Here is a 20008-nt window from a genome sequence, read left to right as displayed (position 1 = left end):
TTTCAAACTTTAGCTCTTACAGCGATATGACTCAGATTTTCGGCGATTTCATCGAGCAGCCCGCTAGCCAAGAATACTTAATAATGGGATTTTCTCCCAGTTCGGTTCCTCTCAAGCAGCGGTGGCGAAACAACGGTTTGTCGGCGGATTTTCTGGCTGACTACCTGACGACTTTTTTTCCGGGCAACCAAGATGAACCCTCGACAATAGAAAGACAAGCTGAAATAAAAAGCGCTGTTAGCTACATTGCCAACGAGTTATTGGAAAATGCCATGAAGTTTAATGATGAAACCTCGGAGTACCCGATCGCTATTAAACTGCAATTAGAGAGCGACGGAGTGATTTTCTCAGTTGCTAACAGCATCTCTCCCCAAGCGGTGGACAAGTTTCAGGCTTATATTCACCAGTTGCTGACCTCCGAGCCAAGCGAACTTTACATTCAGCGGTTAGAAAAAAATGCTGCTGACGACAACTGTACCAATTCTGGATTGGGTTTGTTGACCATGCTCACCGATTATACCGCCAAACTTGGCTGGAAATTCCAGACCGTGCACAAAGACCCGGAAGTAATTGCGGTGACAACTATGGTGCAATTAACAGTATAAGCAACGCTAGCGATCGATAATATCGAAGGAACTTTTTTTTGTGGCTATGGAAATTTATACAGAAGATTACCAGATCTGTTACGATCCAGCAACGGCAACCGTGAGTTTTATTGGCTCTCTAAGGCTAAGCGGGCCTGCTGAGTACGCGCCGATAGCGCAGTTGCTGACTCAGGTTGCCGACGTGGAACCGACAAAAATTATCCTGAATTTGGAGCAGTTAGAATTTTTGAACAGTTCGGGCATCAATATGCTATCGAAGTTTATTATCCATGTACGCAAAACAGCCAAGGTGCAAATGGCGGTACAAGGCTCTCAAAGCATAGGTTGGCACGGTAAATCTTTGAGAAATTTCCAGCGCCTGATGCCTGGTTTACAGTTGGAATTTCTCTAGAAATACGATTACTTTTAGGGTGCGAGATGTTGAGCAATTTTTTGTTAGTCAAGGCGCAAATTCTCGAGTTATGCTGGAAGAACAACCATCTAGAGAACAGCTACTTTTAGAGATAGAAAGATTGCGCCAGCAAGTGGAAGACTTGAAGGAGGAAAAAGCGGATCTGGAAATCTTGCTGGAAACTACTGCTCAACATTCCGATACAGTTGAAACAGAGTTGCGATCTCGCGCATTCGAGGCGGTGCGCGAAGGCGAAATCAAGCTGGCTCAATTTCTCGAAGCGATTCCCATAGGTGTGCTCGTGCTGGATTCTCAAGGCAAACCTTACTACGTAAATCACGCCGGAGATCAGTTACTCGGTCAAGGAGTTTTGCCATTGAATTCTGTTGAGGATTTGTCCGAAACTTATCAAATTTATATTGCGGGAACTGAGACTATTTACCCTTTCGAGAATTTGCCGATCGTCCGAGCTTTGAGGGGCGAAAACGCGACGGCGGAAAATCTGGAAATTCATCAACCCCACAAGAAAATTCCCCTTGAGATTTGGGGAACGCCAATTTTTGACGAGGGTGGCAAAGTTGCTTTTGCGATCGCAGTTTTTCAAGATGTCACGGAACGCAAAGAAGCTGAAGCGGATCGCCATTTATTTATTAAGAAACTATTTGATCTTAATCAAAACTTGGAAAAATCCCTGGATGCAGAATCAGACTTAACTGATGCCTATGGGCGATTTGTGCCTCACCAATTTCTAAATCTGTTGGGATATGAAAGTATTATAGATGTCAATTTAGGCGACCAAGTGCAGCAGGAAATGTCGGTGCTATTTTCGGATATTCGCGATTTCACGACGCTTTCAGAAACTATGAATCCCCAAGAAAATTTTAATTTTATCAATGCTTACCTTTCGCGGATGGAGCCTGCGATTACTAGCAATAACGGGTTTATTGACAAATACATCGGCGATGCAATTATGGCTTTGTTTAGTGACTTTGCAGATGATGCAGTGAAAGCGGGTATTGCAATGCTAAATATCCTGAAAAATTATAACGAATACCGTCAAGGCGTCGGCTACATCCCGATTCAAATTGGAATTGGCATTAATTCGGGTTCTTTGATGCTGGGGACAGTCGGGGGTACAAGCCGAATGGACAGCACTGTGATTAGCGATGCTGTTAATTTAGCATCTCGCATTGAAGGATTGACCAAAGATTACGGCGTACCTCTGTTAATTTCTCAGCAGACTTTGGAACGGTTGCGAAATCCCACCGATTATGCTATTAGAATTGTGGATAAAGTGCAGGTAAAAGGAAAATCTCAATATGTGGTAGTTTATGAGGTATTTGATGCAGATCCGCCGGAAAGTTTGTCGGCAAAGCTAGCAAATTTGTCTGTGTATAATGAAGCTATGTTACTGTGCGATCGCAAGGACTTCCGAGAAGCGGGAAAATTATTTGAAGAGTGTTTGCGAACAAATCCAAGCGATCATGTAGCTCGCATTTACCTGAAACGCTGTCGGGATTGGCGATCGCTCCTCAAAGGAATTTAAAGCAAGCTAGTCTATTTGAGATTTAAGGAATGAGAATTAAATAACTTACAATGCGTGATGGTTCTTGTGGGATGGGCGTCCCGCCCGTCCAGAAAGGGCGGGCTAAGAGTGCCCATCCCCTACTCCCCACTTTCAAGAGTGTAAATTATTTAATTCGCGATCCTAAGATTGACCAGGAATTTCAAAGGTGGTACCCGCCACGTGATTTATCCGTGGAATCAATCCAAAATCGAAAATCTAAAATCCTCAAGCCCCCGCATTTATCCGTGGGGTCGCCTCTAAAATCTAAAATCTAAAATCTAAAATCGATTGACTTCATATAGCAATCCTCGCATCACTTGTGAATTTCTTACTTTCTCCCTGCAGGTTCGGGGAGAGTTGGGGTGGGTGAAAAATTTACGACTCCTGTAAAGATTGATATATATCTTGAGAGTGATGACTGACCTCTGGAATCTGTCAAAGGTGTAAAATATAAACAGCTTTATAGCTGTTACTTCTGAGGCTTCTCAAAATAGAACGGCTGAGGGCGGAACAGCCAGCGATCAGTAATTTGGTGCGAGAACGGCGGCCAGCGCTGAACCTGTCTCAGAAAAAGTTGGCGGATGAATTAGGGATGACCTTTTCCACGATTCATCGTTGGAAAAAGGGACACGCTACGACTTCTCGCTTGCCACTCAAGCAAATTTACATATTGCTGGATGAGTTAGGTGATTCGCTAGATGCAACGGCGAATGCAGTAAGGCACAGCGAGCAAGATATTTTTCGGATAAGGAGTAAAAAGGGTGAGTGTAGAGGGAATCAACAGCATTTTCAGAGATATTCGACTACTTCCCTATGGTGTGGCCACCCTCTCCGTGGCTCTGGCACTGGCGCTAACCCGATCGCTTTTACCGTGGATCTACCCAACCACGACACCCCTGTTTTTCATCGCGGTGATGGTGAGTTCCTGGTATGGCAGTTTTGGGCCTGGGTTGCTGGCAACAATTTTATCCACGCTGGCAATTAACTATTTTTTTATTGAGCCGTTCTATTCCTTACAGATAGTTAATGTAGAGACAATTCTTCGGATTGGTATGTTTTTGCTCGCTGCAGGATTGAGCGCTTCACTCAATCAATCGTGGCGCACTGCTATAAAAAACGCGAAAGCAGCCCTGCAAAATTTACAGCAGGCAATGGAAGTAGAACAACAGGTGCGCGGCGAAGCAGCACAAGCTGCGGCGACTGAGGCAAAAGAACAACTAGAAACGGTACTTTCTACCATCAACGATGGGTTTTACATCCTCGATCGCGATTGGCGCTACACCTATGCCAACGATCGCTACTGTGAAATGGTTGGAATGCCCCGGTCAGCGATTCTGGGTCAGAACGTTTGGGAGTTATTTCCGGCAGCCGTTGACACCGATGCTTATGTGCAGTTTCATCGGGCAATGCGCGAACAAACGCCACTCCAGTTTGATTATCTGTACTCACCTTGGAAGGGTTGGCATGACCATCGCATTTACCCTTCGCCCCGGGGACTGACCGTTTTGCTTGCTGACATTACCGATCGCAAACAGACAGAACTCCTCCTAATCGAGCAGACACGACTGCTGGAGTCGATCGCCTTCGGGCAGCCACTAGACGACTGTCTGGCAGCCGTGTGTGACTCAGTATCCAGGCTGAATCCGGGTACCCGCGCGGGCTTCCTGCTAGCGGATGCTCAGCGGCTGACGTTTAAGAGATCAATTACTCCAGACTTTCCAGCGTCTTTTGGTGAAGGACTCCAAGATGCTCCGATTAACGATTTGTGCATTGGAACCTGTGGCGAAGCAGTGTATAGCGGTCAGCCCGTGACCTGCGCCGACATTGCCAAGGACGATCGCTGGTCGCAAGCATGGCGAAATTTATGCGTGGCTCATGGCATTCTAGCCTGCCATTCTCAGCCCGTGTTCAGGCACGACAATCTACCTATGGGGTCGCTGATGCTGTGCTTTAGCGAGGCGCGGATGCCGACTAATTGGGAACATAAACTCGCGGAGTTCGGCACCCAAGTTGCCAGCATCGTCTTTGAGCGCGATCGATCATTCCAGGCGTTGCGTGAGAGCGAAGAACAACTCCGATTGGCTTCCGAAGGCGGCAATTTGGGTTTGTGGTATTGGGATATGGAAACAGACACGCTGAGTTTGACGGACATAGCCAAAGCGATGTTTGGTTTACCCGTCAATACAGCAATGTCGATACAGGTGTTTTTAGAAGCCGTGCATCAGGACGATCGCCCATTCGTTCACACCGTGATCACTGAGCTAAAAGCGAATCAACCGCATACTGAAATTGAGTATCGGACGCTGTGGGCAGATGGCACCGTTCGTTGGATTTTGGCAAAGGGCGATTGCGCCTACAACGCTGATGGCGTCAGAATTTCGATGCGCGGCGTATTAATCGACATCAGCGATCGTAAACAAACCGAAGAAGCGTTGCGTCAAAGCGAAGAGCAGAGTCGCAACATTCTAGAGAGTATTGATGATGGATTCTTTTCCCTTGATGAGAATTGGCGTTTCACTTACGTGAATCGGTCAGCGGAAATTCTGCTAGACCGCGCTCCGGGCGCTCTGATTGGGAAGAATTTTTGGGAAGAATTCCCAGGACTCAATGGCAGCGAGTTTGAGCGGGTTCATCGGCGCGTGGCAAACGAGCGCGTGGCTTTTTCAGTCACGGCTTTTTATCCCGATCACGATCGGTGGTATGACGTTCGCACCTACCCTGCCGCGAACGGGATTACCATTTATTTCCGAAATGTCACCGATCGCAAACAGGCCGAGGAGGTATTGCAACAACGAGAAGCAGAACTTCGTTTAGTCACCAATGCAGTGCCTGCCTTGATTTCCTTTGTAGACTCAGACCAGCGCTATCGCTTCAACAATCGAGCATATGAAGAATGGTTTGGACATCCGGCAGCGGAAATCTATGGCAAGCACCTCCAAGAGGTTTTAGGCGAAACTGGCTATGAAGGGATTCGTCCTTATGTTGAGCAAGTCTTGGCAGGACAGGAAGTGACCTTTGAAACCCAAATTCCCTACAAAGATGGTGGAACCCGTTATGTCAATGCGACCTATGTTCCCCGCTTCAATAGCCAGGGAAAAGTTGAAGGGTTTGTAGCACTGGTCAACGATATCACCGATCGCAAACAAGCCGAAGCCACACTACGGGAGAGTGAGGAACGGTTCCGGCTGATGGCAGATGCCGCCCCCGTGCTGATTTGGATGTCGGGCACAGATAAACTCTGTTATTACTTCAACCTCCCGTGGCTAAACTTTACGGGACGGACGATCGAGCAAGAAAGGGGCAATGGTTGGGCAGAAGGAGTCCACCCCGACGACTTTGAGCGCTGTTTAGACACGTATGTGACTGCCTTTGATGCCCGTCAACCGTTCAAGATGGACTATCGCTTGAAACGCTGTGATGGCATATACCGTTGGGTTATGGATGAAGCTGTTCCTCGCTACGGATTGGACGGTGAGTTCTTGGGCTACATCGGCTCCTGTGTTGATATTGAAGACCACAAACAAGCTGAGGAAGACCTACGCGAGAGTGAATCCCGCCTCCGTCTGATCTTTGAAAGCGCCAAAGATTATGCCATCTTCACCATCGACCTTAACGGCATCATTGCCAGTTGGAACTCAGGGGCACAACGGCTGTTGGGCTATACCGAGACAGAAGCAATTGGTTGCCCGATGCGGATGATCTTCACACCCGAAGATAACGAACAAGGACAAGCCGAGTACGAGAGGCAAACGGCTCTAGTGCAAGGACGGGCCGAAGACGAACGCTGGCACGTCCGCAAAGAGGGGAGTCGCTTTTGGGCCAGTGGATTGATGATGCCTCTGCTTAATGAAGCGGATTGTCTGCAGGGATTTGTCAAAATCATGCAGGACAAAACCGCACAACGGCAAGCAAGTGAGCGACTGCAATTGCTGTATGAAACTACCCGCGATCTCATGAAGACAGAACAGCCTCTGGCTTTGATGGACACGCTATTCCGCAAACTTGCAGTGCAACTCGATCTGCACTCTTACTACAACTTTATGGTGGAAGAAAAAGACAACCGCCGGATGTTGCATTTGAGAAACTATGAGGGCATCTCTGAAGAAAGGGCGCAGGCGATCGCATGGATCGATTTAGGGGAATATCTCTGTGGACTGGTTGCCCAAACGCAGCAGCAACTTGTCTTGAATCAAGCCGAACTCTCTACTCATCCGAATGCTAAAGCCGTCTCTGAACTGGGCATGACGGCTTACGTGGGTCAACCGTTAATTGCTCAAGGGCGGTTATTAGGGACGCTCTCATTTGCCAGTTTGACTCGGACGCACTTCACGCCTGCTGAAATCGAGCTGCTGGGCTCTATCTGTGACCAAATCGCGATCGCCCTGGAACGGGCAAACCTGAACGATTCACTGCAGCAGCAAGCGGAACAGCTAAAACAGGCAAATCGGATCAAGGATGAGTTTTTAGCGGTTCTATCCCATGAATTGCGATCGCCCCTCAATCCGATCCTGGGGTGGACAAAGCTGCTGCAAACTGGCAAGCTGGATGCGGCCAAAACTGCACAGGCGTTAGCCACAATCGAACGCAATGCCAAGCTGCAAACTGAATTGATTGAAGATTTGCTTGATGTCTCGAAAATTCTCCAAGGCAAGCTCAGTCTTAATATTCGTCCAGTCGATTTAGCTTTAACTGTGGAATCGGCGATCGAAACTGTCAATTTGGCTGCTGTTGCCAAATCCATTGATATTCGGACTGTGTTAGATCCTCAGATTGGACAAATTTTGGGGGATTCGGGCCGTTTGCAGCAGATTGTCTGGAATCTTGTTTCCAATGCGGTCAAATTTACTTCAGCCGGGGGGCGCGTTGAGGTGAATTTGACTCGTGTTGGCAATCAGGCTCAAATTACGGTGGCGGATACAGGGATTGGTATCGCACCGGAGTTTTTACCCTACGTGTTTGACTACTTCCGGCAAAAAGATGGCGCTACAACCCGCAACTTTGGTGGCTTGGGATTGGGGCTGGCGATCGTGCGGCATCTAGTGGAACTTCACGGCGGTACCGTTGGCGCCCAGAGCCCCGGTGAAGGGTTAGGGGCAACCTTTACCGTAAGACTGCCTCTATCAGGGAAGGTAAGACAAGAAAACTCTCTTGCAAGACTTTCGGAACGATCGACTGCGGATGAACCGTTATCCGGGATGCGGATACTTGTGGTAGATGATGAGCCGGATATGCGAGAGTTGATTTCTTTTTTGCTAGAAGATGCAGGTGCAGAGGTAGTGACTGTTGCTGTTCCTCAAGAAGCCGTCACAGCGTTGACTAATTTCCAGCCAGATGTCCTGTTGAGCGACATTGGAATGCCGGGGATGGATGGCTATATGCTGTTGCGGCAAGTGCGAGCCCTGCCGCCAGAACGGGGTGGGCAGATTCCCGCGATCGCCCTGACTGCCTATGCGGGTGAGTTTAATCAACAGCAAGCTTTGCAAGCTGGATTTCACCGACATCTGGCAAAGCCGATCGAACCGGATAAATTAATTAAGACGATCGCCGCACTTCTTAGCCAGAACACTCATGACCCAGCAAGCGATAAAGATTGATCCGAAGGATATCAAACCGATCAAACATCACTAAGCTTTTAACTTGCTCTGGTTAGGCAGCGATATTTGTATTACAGGAGAATCTATCAATAAATCCGGTTTCTAGTTTAAAAGCGCGTAAGTCCTGATAATATAATCAATAATTTGGAGTGTCAAAAAAAACGATGGGAATTAACAAGCACCAGCCTAGAATACATATAAAACCTTCAGTGATTAAAGCGATAGCTCTGTTCTTTCTGTGCTGCTTGTTAACTGCAAGTTGTGGACAGGGATCACGCCGATCGGTGACTGCAAGTGGCGAAAATGCTAATAACCGCGTTACTATTGGCACAACCTTGAAATTGCGGACGATCGACCCTGCGGACGGTTACGAAACCTTATCAGGACAATTGCTGCGAAATTTGGGCGACACTCTCTACACTTACAAGTCGGGAACTACTGAGTTAATCCCCCACTTAGCGACGGCAATGCCAAAAGTTAGCCAAGACGGATTGACATATACAATCCCCTTGCGTCAAGGAGTTATTTTTCACGACGACACACCGTTTAACGCCGCAGCGATGGAATTTTCCTTGCAGCGGTTTATCAAAAATGGTGGCAGTCCGGCTATGTTGTTGAGCGATGCAGTAGAATCGGTAAAAGCCACGGGCGAATACGAATTAACTTTTCAACTCAAAAAGCCTTTTTCTGCTTTTCCTTCCCTGTTGACATTTTCCGGTATGTGTGCTGTTTCTCCGAAAGCATACGAGATTGGACAGGGTAAATTTAAACCCGATACGTTTGTGGGAACTGGACGTTACAAGCTGGCCAAGTACGGCAGCGATTCTCTCAAGTTTGACGTGTTTGAAAAGTATTGGGGGGAAAAGCCGGTTAATCAAGGAATTGACATTTTGCTGCTTTCTAGTTCGTCAAATTTGTTCAATACTTTTCAGACTGGTGCCGTTGATGTGGCTTATTTGTCTCTGGATGCAGACCAAGTTCAAAGCTTGGACGAGGGAGCAAAAAAAGGGAAATGGCAGGAAATCGCGGGGGAAAGCAGTACGGTTAATTACATAACGCTGAATACCAAGTCTAAACCGCTGGACAAGTTAGAAGTCAGACAGGCTATCGCAGCAGTGATGGATCGCCCGGTGATTAACGAGCGCGTACTGCGGGGACAAGCACAACCGCTTTACAGTCTGATTCCCACAAACTTCGACGTTCAAAAACCAGTTTTTAAAGAACTTTACGGTGATGCCAACACGACAAAGGCTAAGGAACTTTTAACGAAAGCGGGATACTCTGCCACCAATCCTTTCGTTCTGCCAATTTGGTATGCTTCGGCTTCTACAAAACGAGCTTTAGTGGTGAGCATGATGGAGGCGCAAGCTAAACTCAAAATGGACGGGATAATGAAGGTAGAAATTAACAGCGTGGAATCTCCGACTTTGTTTCAAAACATAGAGAAGGGAATTTATCCTGCGGTTTTAGTGGATTGGTCCGCCGACTTTTTTGACGCTGACAATTACATCCACCCGTTTTTAGATTGTGCGACAGGTTCCGAGGCGGGGGGCTGCTCCAAGGGTCAAAGTCAAAGTCAGGGTTCGTTTTATTATAGCGATCGGGTAAATCAACTGATCGACAAGGAGCGCAAAGAAACAAACCCTGAAACCCGCAAAGCCCTATTTGGCGAAATTCAAGACATACTGGGTCAAGATGTACCTTTCATCCCTCTTTGGCAAGATAAGGACTATACTTTTGCTCAGAACAGCATTACCGGCGTCCGTCTCGAACCGACGCAATCTTTTCCTTTTTGGTTCCTGAAAAAGCAATAATTCTTTACAAGAATTTCGAGGAGTTGAAACGTCAATAATTATTGCATAGTTTGTGCACAATAGGGTGATGATTGTCACAGTTTATCAAAGAGACTGATCACCCTAACCTCTTTAATGATGTGGGATATTATTAAAAGAGAGATATTGCTGAGGGTGGGTATATGAAACTGAGAATTTTAACAACAGGGCTGCTAATTGTGATGGGTTGTGCATCGGGAGTAAAGGCCGAAAACGTATCACAAGTCAAACAATTATTAGAAACTAAAAAATGTAGCCAATGTGACTTGACAGGAGCGCAGCTTGCTGGTATTGATCTGAGCGGGGCAGATTTGAGCGGTGCGAATCTCAGAGGTGCAAATTTGAATGGTGCAAATTTGGACGAAGCCAAACTGAACGAAGCAAATCTAAAACAAGCTAAATTGCAAGGTGCGAGTTTAATTGGGGCTAAAATGCACGGGGCTAATTTGGAGGGTGCTGATTTGACTCGCGCTAATCTGAGTCTGGCGGGTTTAGTGATTGCCACTTTGAAAAATACCAACCTCACCAGCGCTAATTTAATCGGCGCTAATTTAGAAAGCGCCAATTTGGCGGGTGCTAACCTGAAAAATGCTCGCCAGTCTGTAGCGAATTTAGCTAATGTCAGCCTCAGAGGTGGCAGTTTGGCTGGAATAGACGTACAGGGAGTCAACTTGCGAGATGCAAATTTGACCAATGCAAATTTGAACGGTGCAAATTTGAACGGTTCGGACTTGACAGGTGCTAATTTAAAGAATGCCAATATGGCAAATGTAGATTTGAAAAACGCTTCTTTGCCGTAGGACGATCGCCAATTGCTATATCAAATTCTGGTGCTTAGCAAAGTTAATATAATAATGTAGGGGCTATTCTGAAATTGCCCCTAAATTTTCAATTATAGTATTTATCTTGTTTCCGGTAGCTGCGTAGCGTAGGTCATTGTTCGGTGTGCGAAGCTTTTCCGAGGCGTCTGCGATTGCTTCAAATTTGGATCTAGGATCAATCTGACTCGTGAGCATCCTGGGCGAAGCGGATAATGTCATCATCGCCGAGGTATTCACCATTTTGGATTTCAATCATCACCAAGGGAATAACGCCGGGATTTTCTACGCGATGAGCAGTATTCATGGGAACGTAGGTTGACTGTTTCTGCATGAGAATCGTCTCTTTGTCGTCGCAGATAACTTTAGCGGTACCGGAGACGACAACCCAGTGCTCGCTGCGGTGATAGTGCATTTGGGTGCTGATGTGATGCCCCGGCTTGACTTCAATGCGATTGATCTTATAACGATCGCCCGCGTCTATGACTGTAACTTGGCCCCAGTAGCGGGTTTGTGTGCGATCGTCAATTTTTTCGCTTGTCTCCACTGTTTCCACCATCCTGTTTATCTCGCCAACGGTGTCTGCAAAAATATCTGTAGTTCAAAGTATAGCAGGGATTGGCTAAGTGCGATCGATTTAAACATTACTCAATTAGCCGCCACTCGCGAGCATCAACAAATTGCGACAAATGCCCCACATTTGTTGTAGCAATTACCACATCATTGCCTTCACTTGCCTCCAATATTGCTTGAGCCGCCAAAATCACATCCCCGTCAAGTGCATTAGGTTCTGCGGTTGGTCTTCCTCTCCTTCTCGAATCAGCCCACAACTGAGCGGCCAAAAGCATTACTTCTGTAGTCAAAGGACGGTAGGTAAATTGTAATTTCAATTCATCAAGCCGTTGAATACCTGCTAATTTACCTGCGCGGATCAACTCCCGTCGCACTTCGTAGTCAGCAATTTCAGGCAGAATTATTATTTCGCCCCTCCGCATTAAAGAGTTTAGCCAAACTTTGCACTCTTGAATTTCAGCAGAGGATGCTTTAGGGTTTGTTACCATTCCTAATGGGCCAGAGTCGAGAATTATTACTCTACTCATGGGAATAATGGCCGATTAGAAAGGCGGTCTTCATCTAAAGCTTTACGGAGATATTCAGCGGTTTCTGTTTGTTCTTGTTCATCTCCCTCCTCAATCCATGAATTGATTAATTCAATTGCACCTTGATTTCTTTGTATCCGTTCCTCCAGCGACAGTTTAGTAATGTCTATTTTCTCAGATGTCTGGGGAGGCTCGGACAATACGGGCTTTACTGTCACCGTTTCCATAAATAAGCGCATTATCTGAAGTAAATTCGGCCAATATTCTCTGGGAGTTTGCTGAATTACGCGGAGAAATTCCGCGATGGGCTGGCTTAAGGGGCGATCGCTCTCTTTGTCTTCAACCGTAGGAGTTTCGGGCGCGGAGTTTACAGTACCTGGGCTTTCGCTGCTTAAAACTTGTTCCGACATAATTACTTTTTTCCTTTCTCTCATTTACTTATATTATAAACACAGGGCGGGCGAGCGCCCGCCCGCTTTTTACTTGCTCAATACACCATCGGGAATCCCCAAAATATCCTCAATTCGAGGCATATCTTCCAAAGCAATAACTCGTCCTTCATCCTCAAAACCAGCAATTTGATCAAAATTCAAATACCGATACAAATCACCAGCAAAAGGATCGATTCTCTTCGACACAATGTCATTGTATTCTTTGACTGTAGGAAGGCGACCTAACAGCGAACAAACGGCCGCCAATTCCGCCGAACCGAGATAAACTTGAGCATCTTTGCCCATGCGATTGTTAAAGTTACGAGTAGAAGTTGAAAAAACCGTTGTCGCATCTTTAACCCGTGCTTGATTGCCCATACAAAGACTGCATCCGGGCATTTCTGTGCGAGCTCCAGCGGCTCCAAAAATGCTGTAATAACCTTCTTCTTTGAGTTGCTGTTCATCCATCCGAGTTGGCGGACAAATCCACAGGCGAGTTTTCACTTCCCCTGCACCTTCCAACACCTTCGCAGTGGCGCGGTAGTGACCGATATTTGTCATGCAAGAACCGACAAATACTTCGTCAACGCGATCGCCCGCAACCTCACTCAACAACTTAACATTATCCGGGTCATTGGGAGCAGCCACAATTGGCTCTTTAATCTCGTTCAGATCGATTTCGATGATTTCAACGTATTCCGCATCAGCATCAGCCTCCAGCAGCACCGGATTTGCCAGCCATGCCTCCATCTTCGCCACCCGGCGCATCATCGTCCGCGCATCTTGATAGCCCCGCGCCACCATGTTTTTCAGCAGCGCGACATTGGAGCGAATGTACTCGGAAACAGTCTCCACGCTCAATTTAATCGTGCATCCAGCGCAAGAACGCTCTGCAGTCGCATCGGTCAATTCAAAAGCCTGCTCGACCTTCAAATCTGGCAAGCCCTCAATCTCCATAATCCGCCCAGAAAAGATGTTTTTCTTGTTCTGTTTCGCGACGGTTAGCAAACCTTTTTGAATTGCCACATAGGGAATTGCATTAACAACATCCCGCAGCGTTACTCCGGGCTGCAATTCACCTTTAAAGCGCACTAAAACTGATTCCGGCATATCCAAAGGCATAACGCCCAAGGCTGCAGCAAATGCCACCAATCCCGAACCAGCAGGAAAGGAAATTCCCAAAGGAAAACGAGTGTGAGAATCGCCGCCAGTTCCCACTGTATCTGGCAATAACATTCGATTCAGCCAGGAGTGAATTATGCCGTCTCCGGGGCGCAAAGCTATGCCGGCGCGCTCTGCCATGAAATCGGGTAATTCATGGTGAGTTTTGACATCAACTGGTTTGGGATAAGCGGCGGTGTGGCAGAAACTTTGAATTACCAAATCGGCGCTAAATCCCAAACAAGCAAGTTCTTTCAATTCGTCTCGAGTCATCGGCCCGGTGGTATCTTGCGAGCCGACTGTTGTCATTACTGGTTCGCAAGATGTACCGGGACGAACGCCGGACAAACCACAAGCTTTGCCTACCATTTTTTGGGCTAAAGTGAAGCCTTTGCCCGTATCTACTGGGATTGTGGGACGGGTGAAAATAGTGCTAGGTTCTAGTCCTAAAGCGGCGCGGGTTTTGTCGGTTAAAGTTCTTCCAATTAATAGCGGAATTCGGCCACCTGCGCGAACTTCGTCTAAGATTGTGTCGGGTTTCAGGGTGAAGGTGGAGATGATTTCTCCGGTTTCGTTGGTGATTTCGCCTTTGTAAGGATGGATGGTAATTACCATTCCTGTTTCCATTTGGGAAACATCGCATTCGATCGGCAATGCGCCGGAATCTTCAGCGGTATTGAAGAAGATCGGCGCGATCGCACCTCCTAAAATATAACCGCCACTGCGCTTGTTCGGCACAAACGGAATATCATTGCCAATGTGCCAGAGCACGGAATTAATCGCCGATTTCCGTGACGAACCGGTACCGACAACATCACCAACATAGGCTACGGGATGACCTTTTTGCTTCAAGTCTGCAATGGTTTGCAAAGCCCCAGGCATCTTACTTTCGAGCATCGCCAAAGCGTGTAGAGGAATGTCCGGTCGCGTGGTAGCATGAGGTGCAGGCGACAAGTCGTCAGTATTGGTTTCTCCAGGAACTTTAAAGACTGTAACGGTAATCGCTTCTGGCAATACAGGACGGCCTGTAAACCACTCGGCATCCGCCCAAGAATCGACTACCTGCTTGGCGTAGGGATTGGTATCAGACAAAGCTATAACGTCGTGGAAAGCGTCGAATACTAACAACGTTTTGCTCAGTGCCCGGGCGGCGGTGGCGGGAATAGCGACTTCGGCAGTGGGGTTGAGCAAATCGATTAAAGATTGGACGTTGTAACCGCCCATCATTGTCCCCAGCAGGTAAACTGCCCATTTGGGAGCAATTAGGGGGCTGTGGATTTCGCCTTTAGCAATGCCAGTTAAAAAACCAGCTTTGACGTAGGCGGCGCTGTCTACGCCTGGGGGGACGCGATCGCGCAATAATTCTATTAAGGTTTCTTCTTCTCCAGCCGGCGGATTTTTCAGCAGTTCACACAGTTCCGACGTTTGCTGGGCGTCTAGCGGCAGCGGTGGAATTCCCTCATGAGCCCGTTCGGCAGCGGTACGGCGGTAAGATTCAAGCATTTCTCCTCTCTCCTCGGATAGTATTCGGTGGTTGTTTGTAGGTGACTTTACTTTTTAGATTAGGAGCTTCCGCTGCACATTGGGTAAAGTACCTCGCTCTTATAAAAACTTAACGCAACTTTAAAAACAGTAGATTTTCATACCAAAGACAGATGTGGTCTTTAACGGGAGAGCAGCGTATCAAACTTCAGCCGAGCAGTTTAGGGGCCTTCAGTTGCATAGTTCTGGTTAAGATTAATGTGTTGTGGGCTACTGTAGATCCTCCTCCGCATCTGAAATCGTCATTTACCAATAATCTGGACTGTTTTTAGTTCGTAGTCTGAAACCATTGATTTTCCGTTGGTAGCTCCATTGGCGAATCGACTTGAAACTTTTATTCTACGAATGCCCATTAAAAATCGTCCGCAGTATTGATTGACCACAAGTTTAAAAAAGTTGTCCTGCTAATGGATCGATTAAAAAATGGAAAGTTTTATCCCTGAAAACTCTGAAAACTGTCACGGCTGGGCCTCCAAGCCAGACTTGTACAAAGAGCTGCAAGGAACCAAAGAATTACTGCTGACGATCGCCAACTCGATGCCCATACCCCTGATTGTCAGCAGTCTGGCGGATGGCACAATTCTTTATAGTAACGATTTATGTCGTCAGGCTTTCGGGTTCACAGGATTTAAGTCGATCGACCGCCACAAAGCTGAAATGCTCTACCACAAACCTGCAGAGCGCCAGGAATTGCTGTTGCGGCTCGCCCGCAACGGACACGTCCGCGAGACAGAAGTCCGGCTTAAAAAAGCTGACGGCACGCTGTTTTGGGCGAGTGTATCGATGCGGTATCTGACATTGGTGTCGGGGAAAGCTGTTCTGTCAGCGTTCACCGACATTACGGATCGGAAGCGAGTGGCCGCCAAGGAGCAGGAATTGCTCACGTCAATCCACTCGCGAGCCCGCCAGCAAGCGGCCGTCGCTTACTTGGGGCAGCAGGCCCTGGCCGAAACAGATTTGTCCGCACTGATGGACAAAGCTGCGGTTTTAATTGCTCAAACCCTGGACGTTGATTATTGCCAGGTGTTAGAACTGTTGCCCTCTGGTCATGCTTTTATGCTGCGAGCGGGGGTTGGCTGGCAGCCGGGCCTCGTCGGCAGCGCTACTGTTGCGGCTTCTGCCCGATCGCAAGCAGGTTACACATTGCTAGTGGGCGAACCGACAATCGTCGAAGATTTGCGGGTGGAAACGCGCTTTAGCGAGTTGCCGCTACTGCATAACCACCGGGCTGTCAGCGGCGTTACTGTGATCATTCCCGGCAATCGGGGACTGGGGAGGAACTGGGGACAAGTAGAACCAGCGGACAGTTCATCCTCGCAGGCTTGGGGCATTTTGGGGGTTCATACCAGCCAAGGGCGGGTTTTCAGTCAAGATGACGTTTATTTTGTAGAAGCGATCGCCAATGTGTTAGCTGCGGCGATCGAGCGCATTATATCGCAAGAGCGCTTACAAATGATGGAACGGGCGATCGAAAGTTGCAGCAACGGCATTGCAATCACCGACGCAACCGTTGCAGATAATCCGATTATTTATGTCAATCCCAGTTTTGAGCGGATTACGGGTTATCGCAGAGACGAGTTAATGGGAAAAAATTGCCGATTTTTGCAGGGCACAGACACTGACACCCCCGCTGCCAAAGAATTGCGAATTGCGATTGAAGAAGGCAGAGAAGCTCAAGTTATATTACGCAACTTTCGGAAAGACGGTACCCCTTTTTGGCACGAACTGTCGATCGCTCCAGTTTACAACTCGCGGCGACACTTAACCCACTTTATTGGAGTGCAAACAGACATTACCGACCGCCAGCGCTCGGAAGAAGAATTATTTTTAAATTCTCAAGCTTTAGCAGCTTTTAGCGCTAATCTCAAACACTTGCACCGGATTACAACTTATCATTATCAAAACTTTGAAGACCGGGTTGACGATTATCTAACAGCAGGCTGTTTGATGTTCGGACTTTCTATAGGGATCATGGCTGAAGTTGAGAGCGAAACTTTTATTGTCCAGGCAGCGAAAACAGATTTAGGATACTTCGTACGAGGCTTAGAATTGAACCTCAGCGATACTTACTGCGCCGCAGTCATTAAGCTCAACAAGACAGTTGCGTATTCTCATATAGGAGCAGACGTAGAGATGCGCGAACATCCAGCTTATCAAAGCTGCAAATCAGAATCTTACATCGGAACGCCGATATTTGTTAACAATAAAACCTACGGAACTTTAAGTTTTAGTTCGCCAGAAATAAAAAAAAGAAAGTTCAAGTATGAGGAAATAGAAATTATAGAATTGATGGCTCAAAGTATTGGCAAAATTCTGGCAGTTCACCAAATGGAAGTCGAACGCCAGCAAGCTGAAAAAGAGCGATGCGAGTTGATAGTATCTCTCAAAGAAAGTGAAGAACGCTATCGCCGTTTAGTAGAACTATCTCCCGAAGCGATCGCCGTTCACAGTCAAGGGAAAATCGCCTACATCAATGCTGCCGGCGCGAAACTCCTCGGTGCGAGTTCTCCCGAAGCGCTGATTGGCTTTCCCATATTGCATTTCGTCCATCCAAACTATGTGCAAATAGCCACAGAACGCATTCGGCTAGTCGAGATAGAAAATCAGCCACTCGACCTTGCCGAACAAAAACTGATGCGGCTCGACGGACAAATAATAGACGTTGAAATGGCCGGCATCCCCGCTATTTATCAAGGCTCGACGGCCGGCCAGATTATTATCCGAGATGTCACCGAGCGCAAGCGAGTAGAACGGCAACTGCTGCACGGCGCTTTTCACGATGCGCTGACGGGTTTGCCCAACCGGGTTTTGTTCATCGACAGGCTAGGACAAGCCATCCGCCGATCCAATCAGTCCCCCGATTACAAATTTGGTTTACTTTTCCTAGATTTAGACCGCTTCAAAGTAGTTAATGATTCTTTAGGACACGTTTTAGGAGACAAACTGCTAATCGCCCTCGCCCAGCGACTGCAAACCTGCGTCCGGGTTTCGGATACCGTCGCCCGACTGGGGGGAGACGAATTCACCATCCTACTAGATCACATTCAGAGCCTCAGCGACGCCACCCTCGCAGCTAAAAAGATACAAAAAGAACTGACGAAGCCGTTTCATCTCGAAGGGCACGAAGTATTTACCACCGCTAGCATTGGCATTGTTTTCAGTCGAGGCGAAGCCACCGCCAGTGGCGAATTAAATTCGTACACTCACCCGGAAGAATTCCTACGCGATGCTGACATCGCTATGTACCGCGCTAAAGCTTTGGGTAAGGCCCGCCACGAAGTGTTTAATTTGGCAATGCACGACCAAACTATGTCGCTGTTGCAGTTAGAAACTGATCTGCGTTTGGCTATTTTGGGCAAGGAGGAATTAGGAGAGAGCAAGGATCAATGTTCGCACTTTATTGTGCACTACCAACCGATTGTTTCGATCGCCAGCGGTGCGCTCGAAGGTTTTGAGGCCTTGGTGCGCTGGCACCACCCGGTTCGGGGTCTAGTTCCGCCGTCTACTTTTATCCCTGTAGCTGAAGAAACAGGTTTGATCGTGCCCCTGGGAGCCTGGGTGTTGCGGGAAGCTTGTCAGCAATTGCGGATTTGGCAAGAAATGTTAACCGAGCAACAGGGAAGAAGTCCAATGGAAGTTGGAACAATGCCCTTCGACTCGCTTCGGCTGCACTCAGGGCAAGTCCTTGAGGGTAACAAGAAGGAAGAAGGCGCTTCGATTTCGCTCAGGGTAACAACAGGGAAGATGGCAACGGGTAATGTAGGGGAGTTAAGTGATGTAACAGATACAGGGCATGAGGAACACGGAACTTTTACTGAGTGTACCCCCAGTATTGGTCACAGGGAAGAAAGAATCAGTAAAAAATTACCAATTCCGAGTTACCAATTCCCGATTAGCGATTTCCACTCATCTATTACCAATTCCCAATTCCCAATTACCAACTCTTCGGCTACGTTCAGTACAACTGCCCAGGTACTAATTCCGAATTTTAAATTACCAATTATTGCTCCTTCGCAATTAACAATGAGCGTCAATCTCTCTCCTAAACAGTTAGGTATGCCGAATTTAATCGAGGAAATCGATGAAATTTTAGCAGAAACTGGCTGCGATCCGAGCTGTTTAAAATTGGAGATTACTGAAAGTGCGATCGTGGAAAATGTCAAGAAAGCCAATATTGTGCTATCCCAATTAAAAAGTAGAAATATTCGATTGTCGATCGACGATTTCGGTACTGGCTATTCGTCTTTAAGTTACTTGCACCGTTTTCCCCTGGATACACTGAAGATCGATCGATCTTTTGTGAGCCGCTTGGGGGCTGTCGAAAATGGTGACGATGGGGGTCAGCCTTTGCAGATTGTGCGGGCGATCGTAACTTTGGCTCACAATTTGGGATTAAATGCGATCGCCGAAGGTGTAGAGACAGCCGAACAGTTAGCACAGCTTCGAGAACTAGACTGCGAATTAGCTCAGGGATATTGGTTTTCTAAACCTTTGGAAAGTTCTGCCGTGACAGAAATCTTGATAAGTCTGGGTAATATAGCAATTATGGACTGATTGAGGTACAGATTGGTAAAGGGTGCCTCACCCCGTGAAGACATTTTTGCTACAAACTCCTAATCTCAAAACAGATGCACCAGGGAATAAATGGTGCATCAAAATTAGATTTTACGTGATGATATCATATCAAATCCGTTAGCATCGCAATAGTAAATTCGAGTTCACTGTTGACGGTTGACTGTTGACTCCGTGAACAGTCAACCGTCAACCGTCAACATCATAAGGAGTGTAACCGGAAATGATATCAAATCTGTTAGTATCGGAATTCTTCATCTGCGTGAATCCGCGTTAATCCCTTGTCATCGGCGGTTAATACATTCTCTTTTTTAAACCGCAGATGAGGACAGATTAACACAGATTAACGCAGATGAGTGAGTTAAATTCCGCTTGTAGGGTCCGTGATTGTTGAG

General features: G+C 47.2%; 11 protein-coding genes and 1 pseudogene. 8 read left to right on the top strand and 4 right to left on the bottom strand.

Going from position 1 to position 20008, the window contains the following annotated elements; genetic code table 11:
* Positions 1–26 precede the first annotated feature (26 nt).
* From Q5691_RS02640 to Q5691_RS02610, 7 genes and pseudogenes are all read left to right on the top strand, one after another.
* Positions 27–605, top strand: a complete 579-nt coding sequence (locus Q5691_RS02640) for a DUF6272 family protein (RefSeq protein WP_333210195.1) — start codon at positions 27–29, stop codon at positions 603–605.
* Between the two features lie 46 nt (positions 606–651).
* The gene (locus tag Q5691_RS02635; RefSeq protein WP_333210203.1) at positions 652–996 is read left to right on the top strand and encodes a slr1659 superfamily regulator; all 345 of its coding nucleotides are present in this window, start codon (positions 652–654) and stop codon (positions 994–996) included.
* Positions 997–1066: 70 nt separating this feature from the next.
* On the top strand, positions 1067–2542 hold the full coding sequence (locus Q5691_RS02630) for an adenylate/guanylate cyclase domain-containing protein (RefSeq protein ID WP_333343858.1): 1476 nt from the start codon (positions 1067–1069) through the stop codon (positions 2540–2542).
* Between the two features lie 553 nt (positions 2543–3095).
* Positions 3096–3194: pseudogene (locus tag Q5691_RS02625) on the top strand (helix-turn-helix domain-containing protein); the annotation flags it as partial.
* A 130-nt stretch (positions 3195–3324) separates the two neighbouring features.
* Entirely contained in the window at positions 3325–8157 is a 4833-nt protein-coding gene (locus Q5691_RS02620; RefSeq protein ID WP_333343857.1) for a PAS domain S-box protein, read from the top strand.
* Positions 8158–8321: 164 nt separating this feature from the next.
* On the top strand, positions 8322–9971 hold the full coding sequence (locus Q5691_RS02615; protein ID WP_333343878.1) for an ABC transporter substrate-binding protein: 1650 nt from the start codon (positions 8322–8324) through the stop codon (positions 9969–9971).
* Between the two features lie 161 nt (positions 9972–10132).
* Positions 10133–10789: a pentapeptide repeat-containing protein gene (locus Q5691_RS02610; RefSeq protein WP_333210199.1), complete on the top strand. Its 657-nt coding sequence runs from the start codon at positions 10133–10135 to the stop codon at positions 10787–10789.
* Positions 10790–10985: 196 nt separating this feature from the next.
* Here Q5691_RS02610 and Q5691_RS02605 read toward each other — a convergent pair whose 3' ends face one another.
* From Q5691_RS02605 to acnB, 4 genes are all read right to left on the bottom strand, one after another.
* Positions 10986–11366, bottom strand: coding sequence for a cupin domain-containing protein (locus tag Q5691_RS02605; RefSeq protein ID WP_445304801.1), 381 nt, complete (start codon positions 11364–11366; stop codon positions 10986–10988).
* Positions 11367–11451: 85 nt separating this feature from the next.
* Positions 11452–11907 carry a nucleic acid-binding protein gene (locus Q5691_RS02600; protein ID WP_333343856.1) on the bottom strand — a complete coding sequence of 152 codons (456 nt, stop codon included), beginning with the start codon at positions 11905–11907 and terminating at the stop codon, positions 11452–11454.
* The gene (locus Q5691_RS02595) at positions 11904–12317 is read right to left on the bottom strand and encodes a hypothetical protein (RefSeq protein ID WP_333311663.1); all 414 of its coding nucleotides are present in this window, start codon (positions 12315–12317) and stop codon (positions 11904–11906) included. Before Q5691_RS02595 ends, Q5691_RS02600 begins: the two co-directional genes overlap by 4 nt.
* A gap of 69 nt (positions 12318–12386) precedes the next feature.
* Complete coding sequence (gene acnB / locus Q5691_RS02590; RefSeq protein ID WP_333216252.1) at positions 12387–15002, bottom strand: bifunctional aconitate hydratase 2/2-methylisocitrate dehydratase; 2616 nt, start codon at positions 15000–15002, stop codon at positions 12387–12389.
* 462 nt (positions 15003–15464) lie between these two features.
* Between acnB and Q5691_RS02585 the strand changes: the two genes are divergently transcribed.
* Positions 15465–19595, top strand: coding sequence for an EAL domain-containing protein (locus Q5691_RS02585; RefSeq protein WP_333343855.1), 4131 nt, complete (start codon positions 15465–15467; stop codon positions 19593–19595).
* Positions 19596–20008: the final 413 nt, after the last annotated feature.

Origin of the sequence: Microcoleus sp. w1-18aA5 (assembly GCF_036701705.1) — a bacterium.
Classification (GTDB): Bacteria; Cyanobacteriota; Cyanobacteriia; order Cyanobacteriales; family Microcoleaceae; genus Microcoleus.
Note: the sequence above shows the minus strand (reverse complement) of the source record. Positions and strands in the feature narration are given on the sequence as shown.

Coding starts and splice junctions, on each gene's coding strand:
- Q5691_RS02640 (WP_333210195.1), top strand. CDS start 27: ATGACTCAGATTTTCGGCGATTTCATCGAGCAGCCCGCTAGCCAAGAA.
- Q5691_RS02635 (WP_333210203.1), top strand. CDS start 652: ATGGAAATTTATACAGAAGATTACCAGATCTGTTACGATCCAGCAACG.
- Q5691_RS02630 (WP_333343858.1), top strand. CDS start 1,067: ATGCTGGAAGAACAACCATCTAGAGAACAGCTACTTTTAGAGATAGAA.
- Q5691_RS02615 (WP_333343878.1), top strand. CDS start 8,322: ATGGGAATTAACAAGCACCAGCCTAGAATACATATAAAACCTTCAGTG.
- Q5691_RS02610 (WP_333210199.1), top strand. CDS start 10,133: ATGAAACTGAGAATTTTAACAACAGGGCTGCTAATTGTGATGGGTTGT.
- Q5691_RS02605 (WP_445304801.1), bottom strand. CDS start 11,366: ATGGTGGAAACAGTGGAGACAAGCGAAAAAATTGACGATCGCACACAA.
- Q5691_RS02600 (WP_333343856.1), bottom strand. CDS start 11,907: ATGAGTAGAGTAATAATTCTCGACTCTGGCCCATTAGGAATGGTAACA.
- Q5691_RS02595 (WP_333311663.1), bottom strand. CDS start 12,317: ATGTCGGAACAAGTTTTAAGCAGCGAAAGCCCAGGTACTGTAAACTCC.
- acnB (WP_333216252.1), bottom strand. CDS start 15,002: ATGCTTGAATCTTACCGCCGTACCGCTGCCGAACGGGCTCATGAGGGA.
- Q5691_RS02585 (WP_333343855.1), top strand. CDS start 15,465: ATGGAAAGTTTTATCCCTGAAAACTCTGAAAACTGTCACGGCTGGGCC.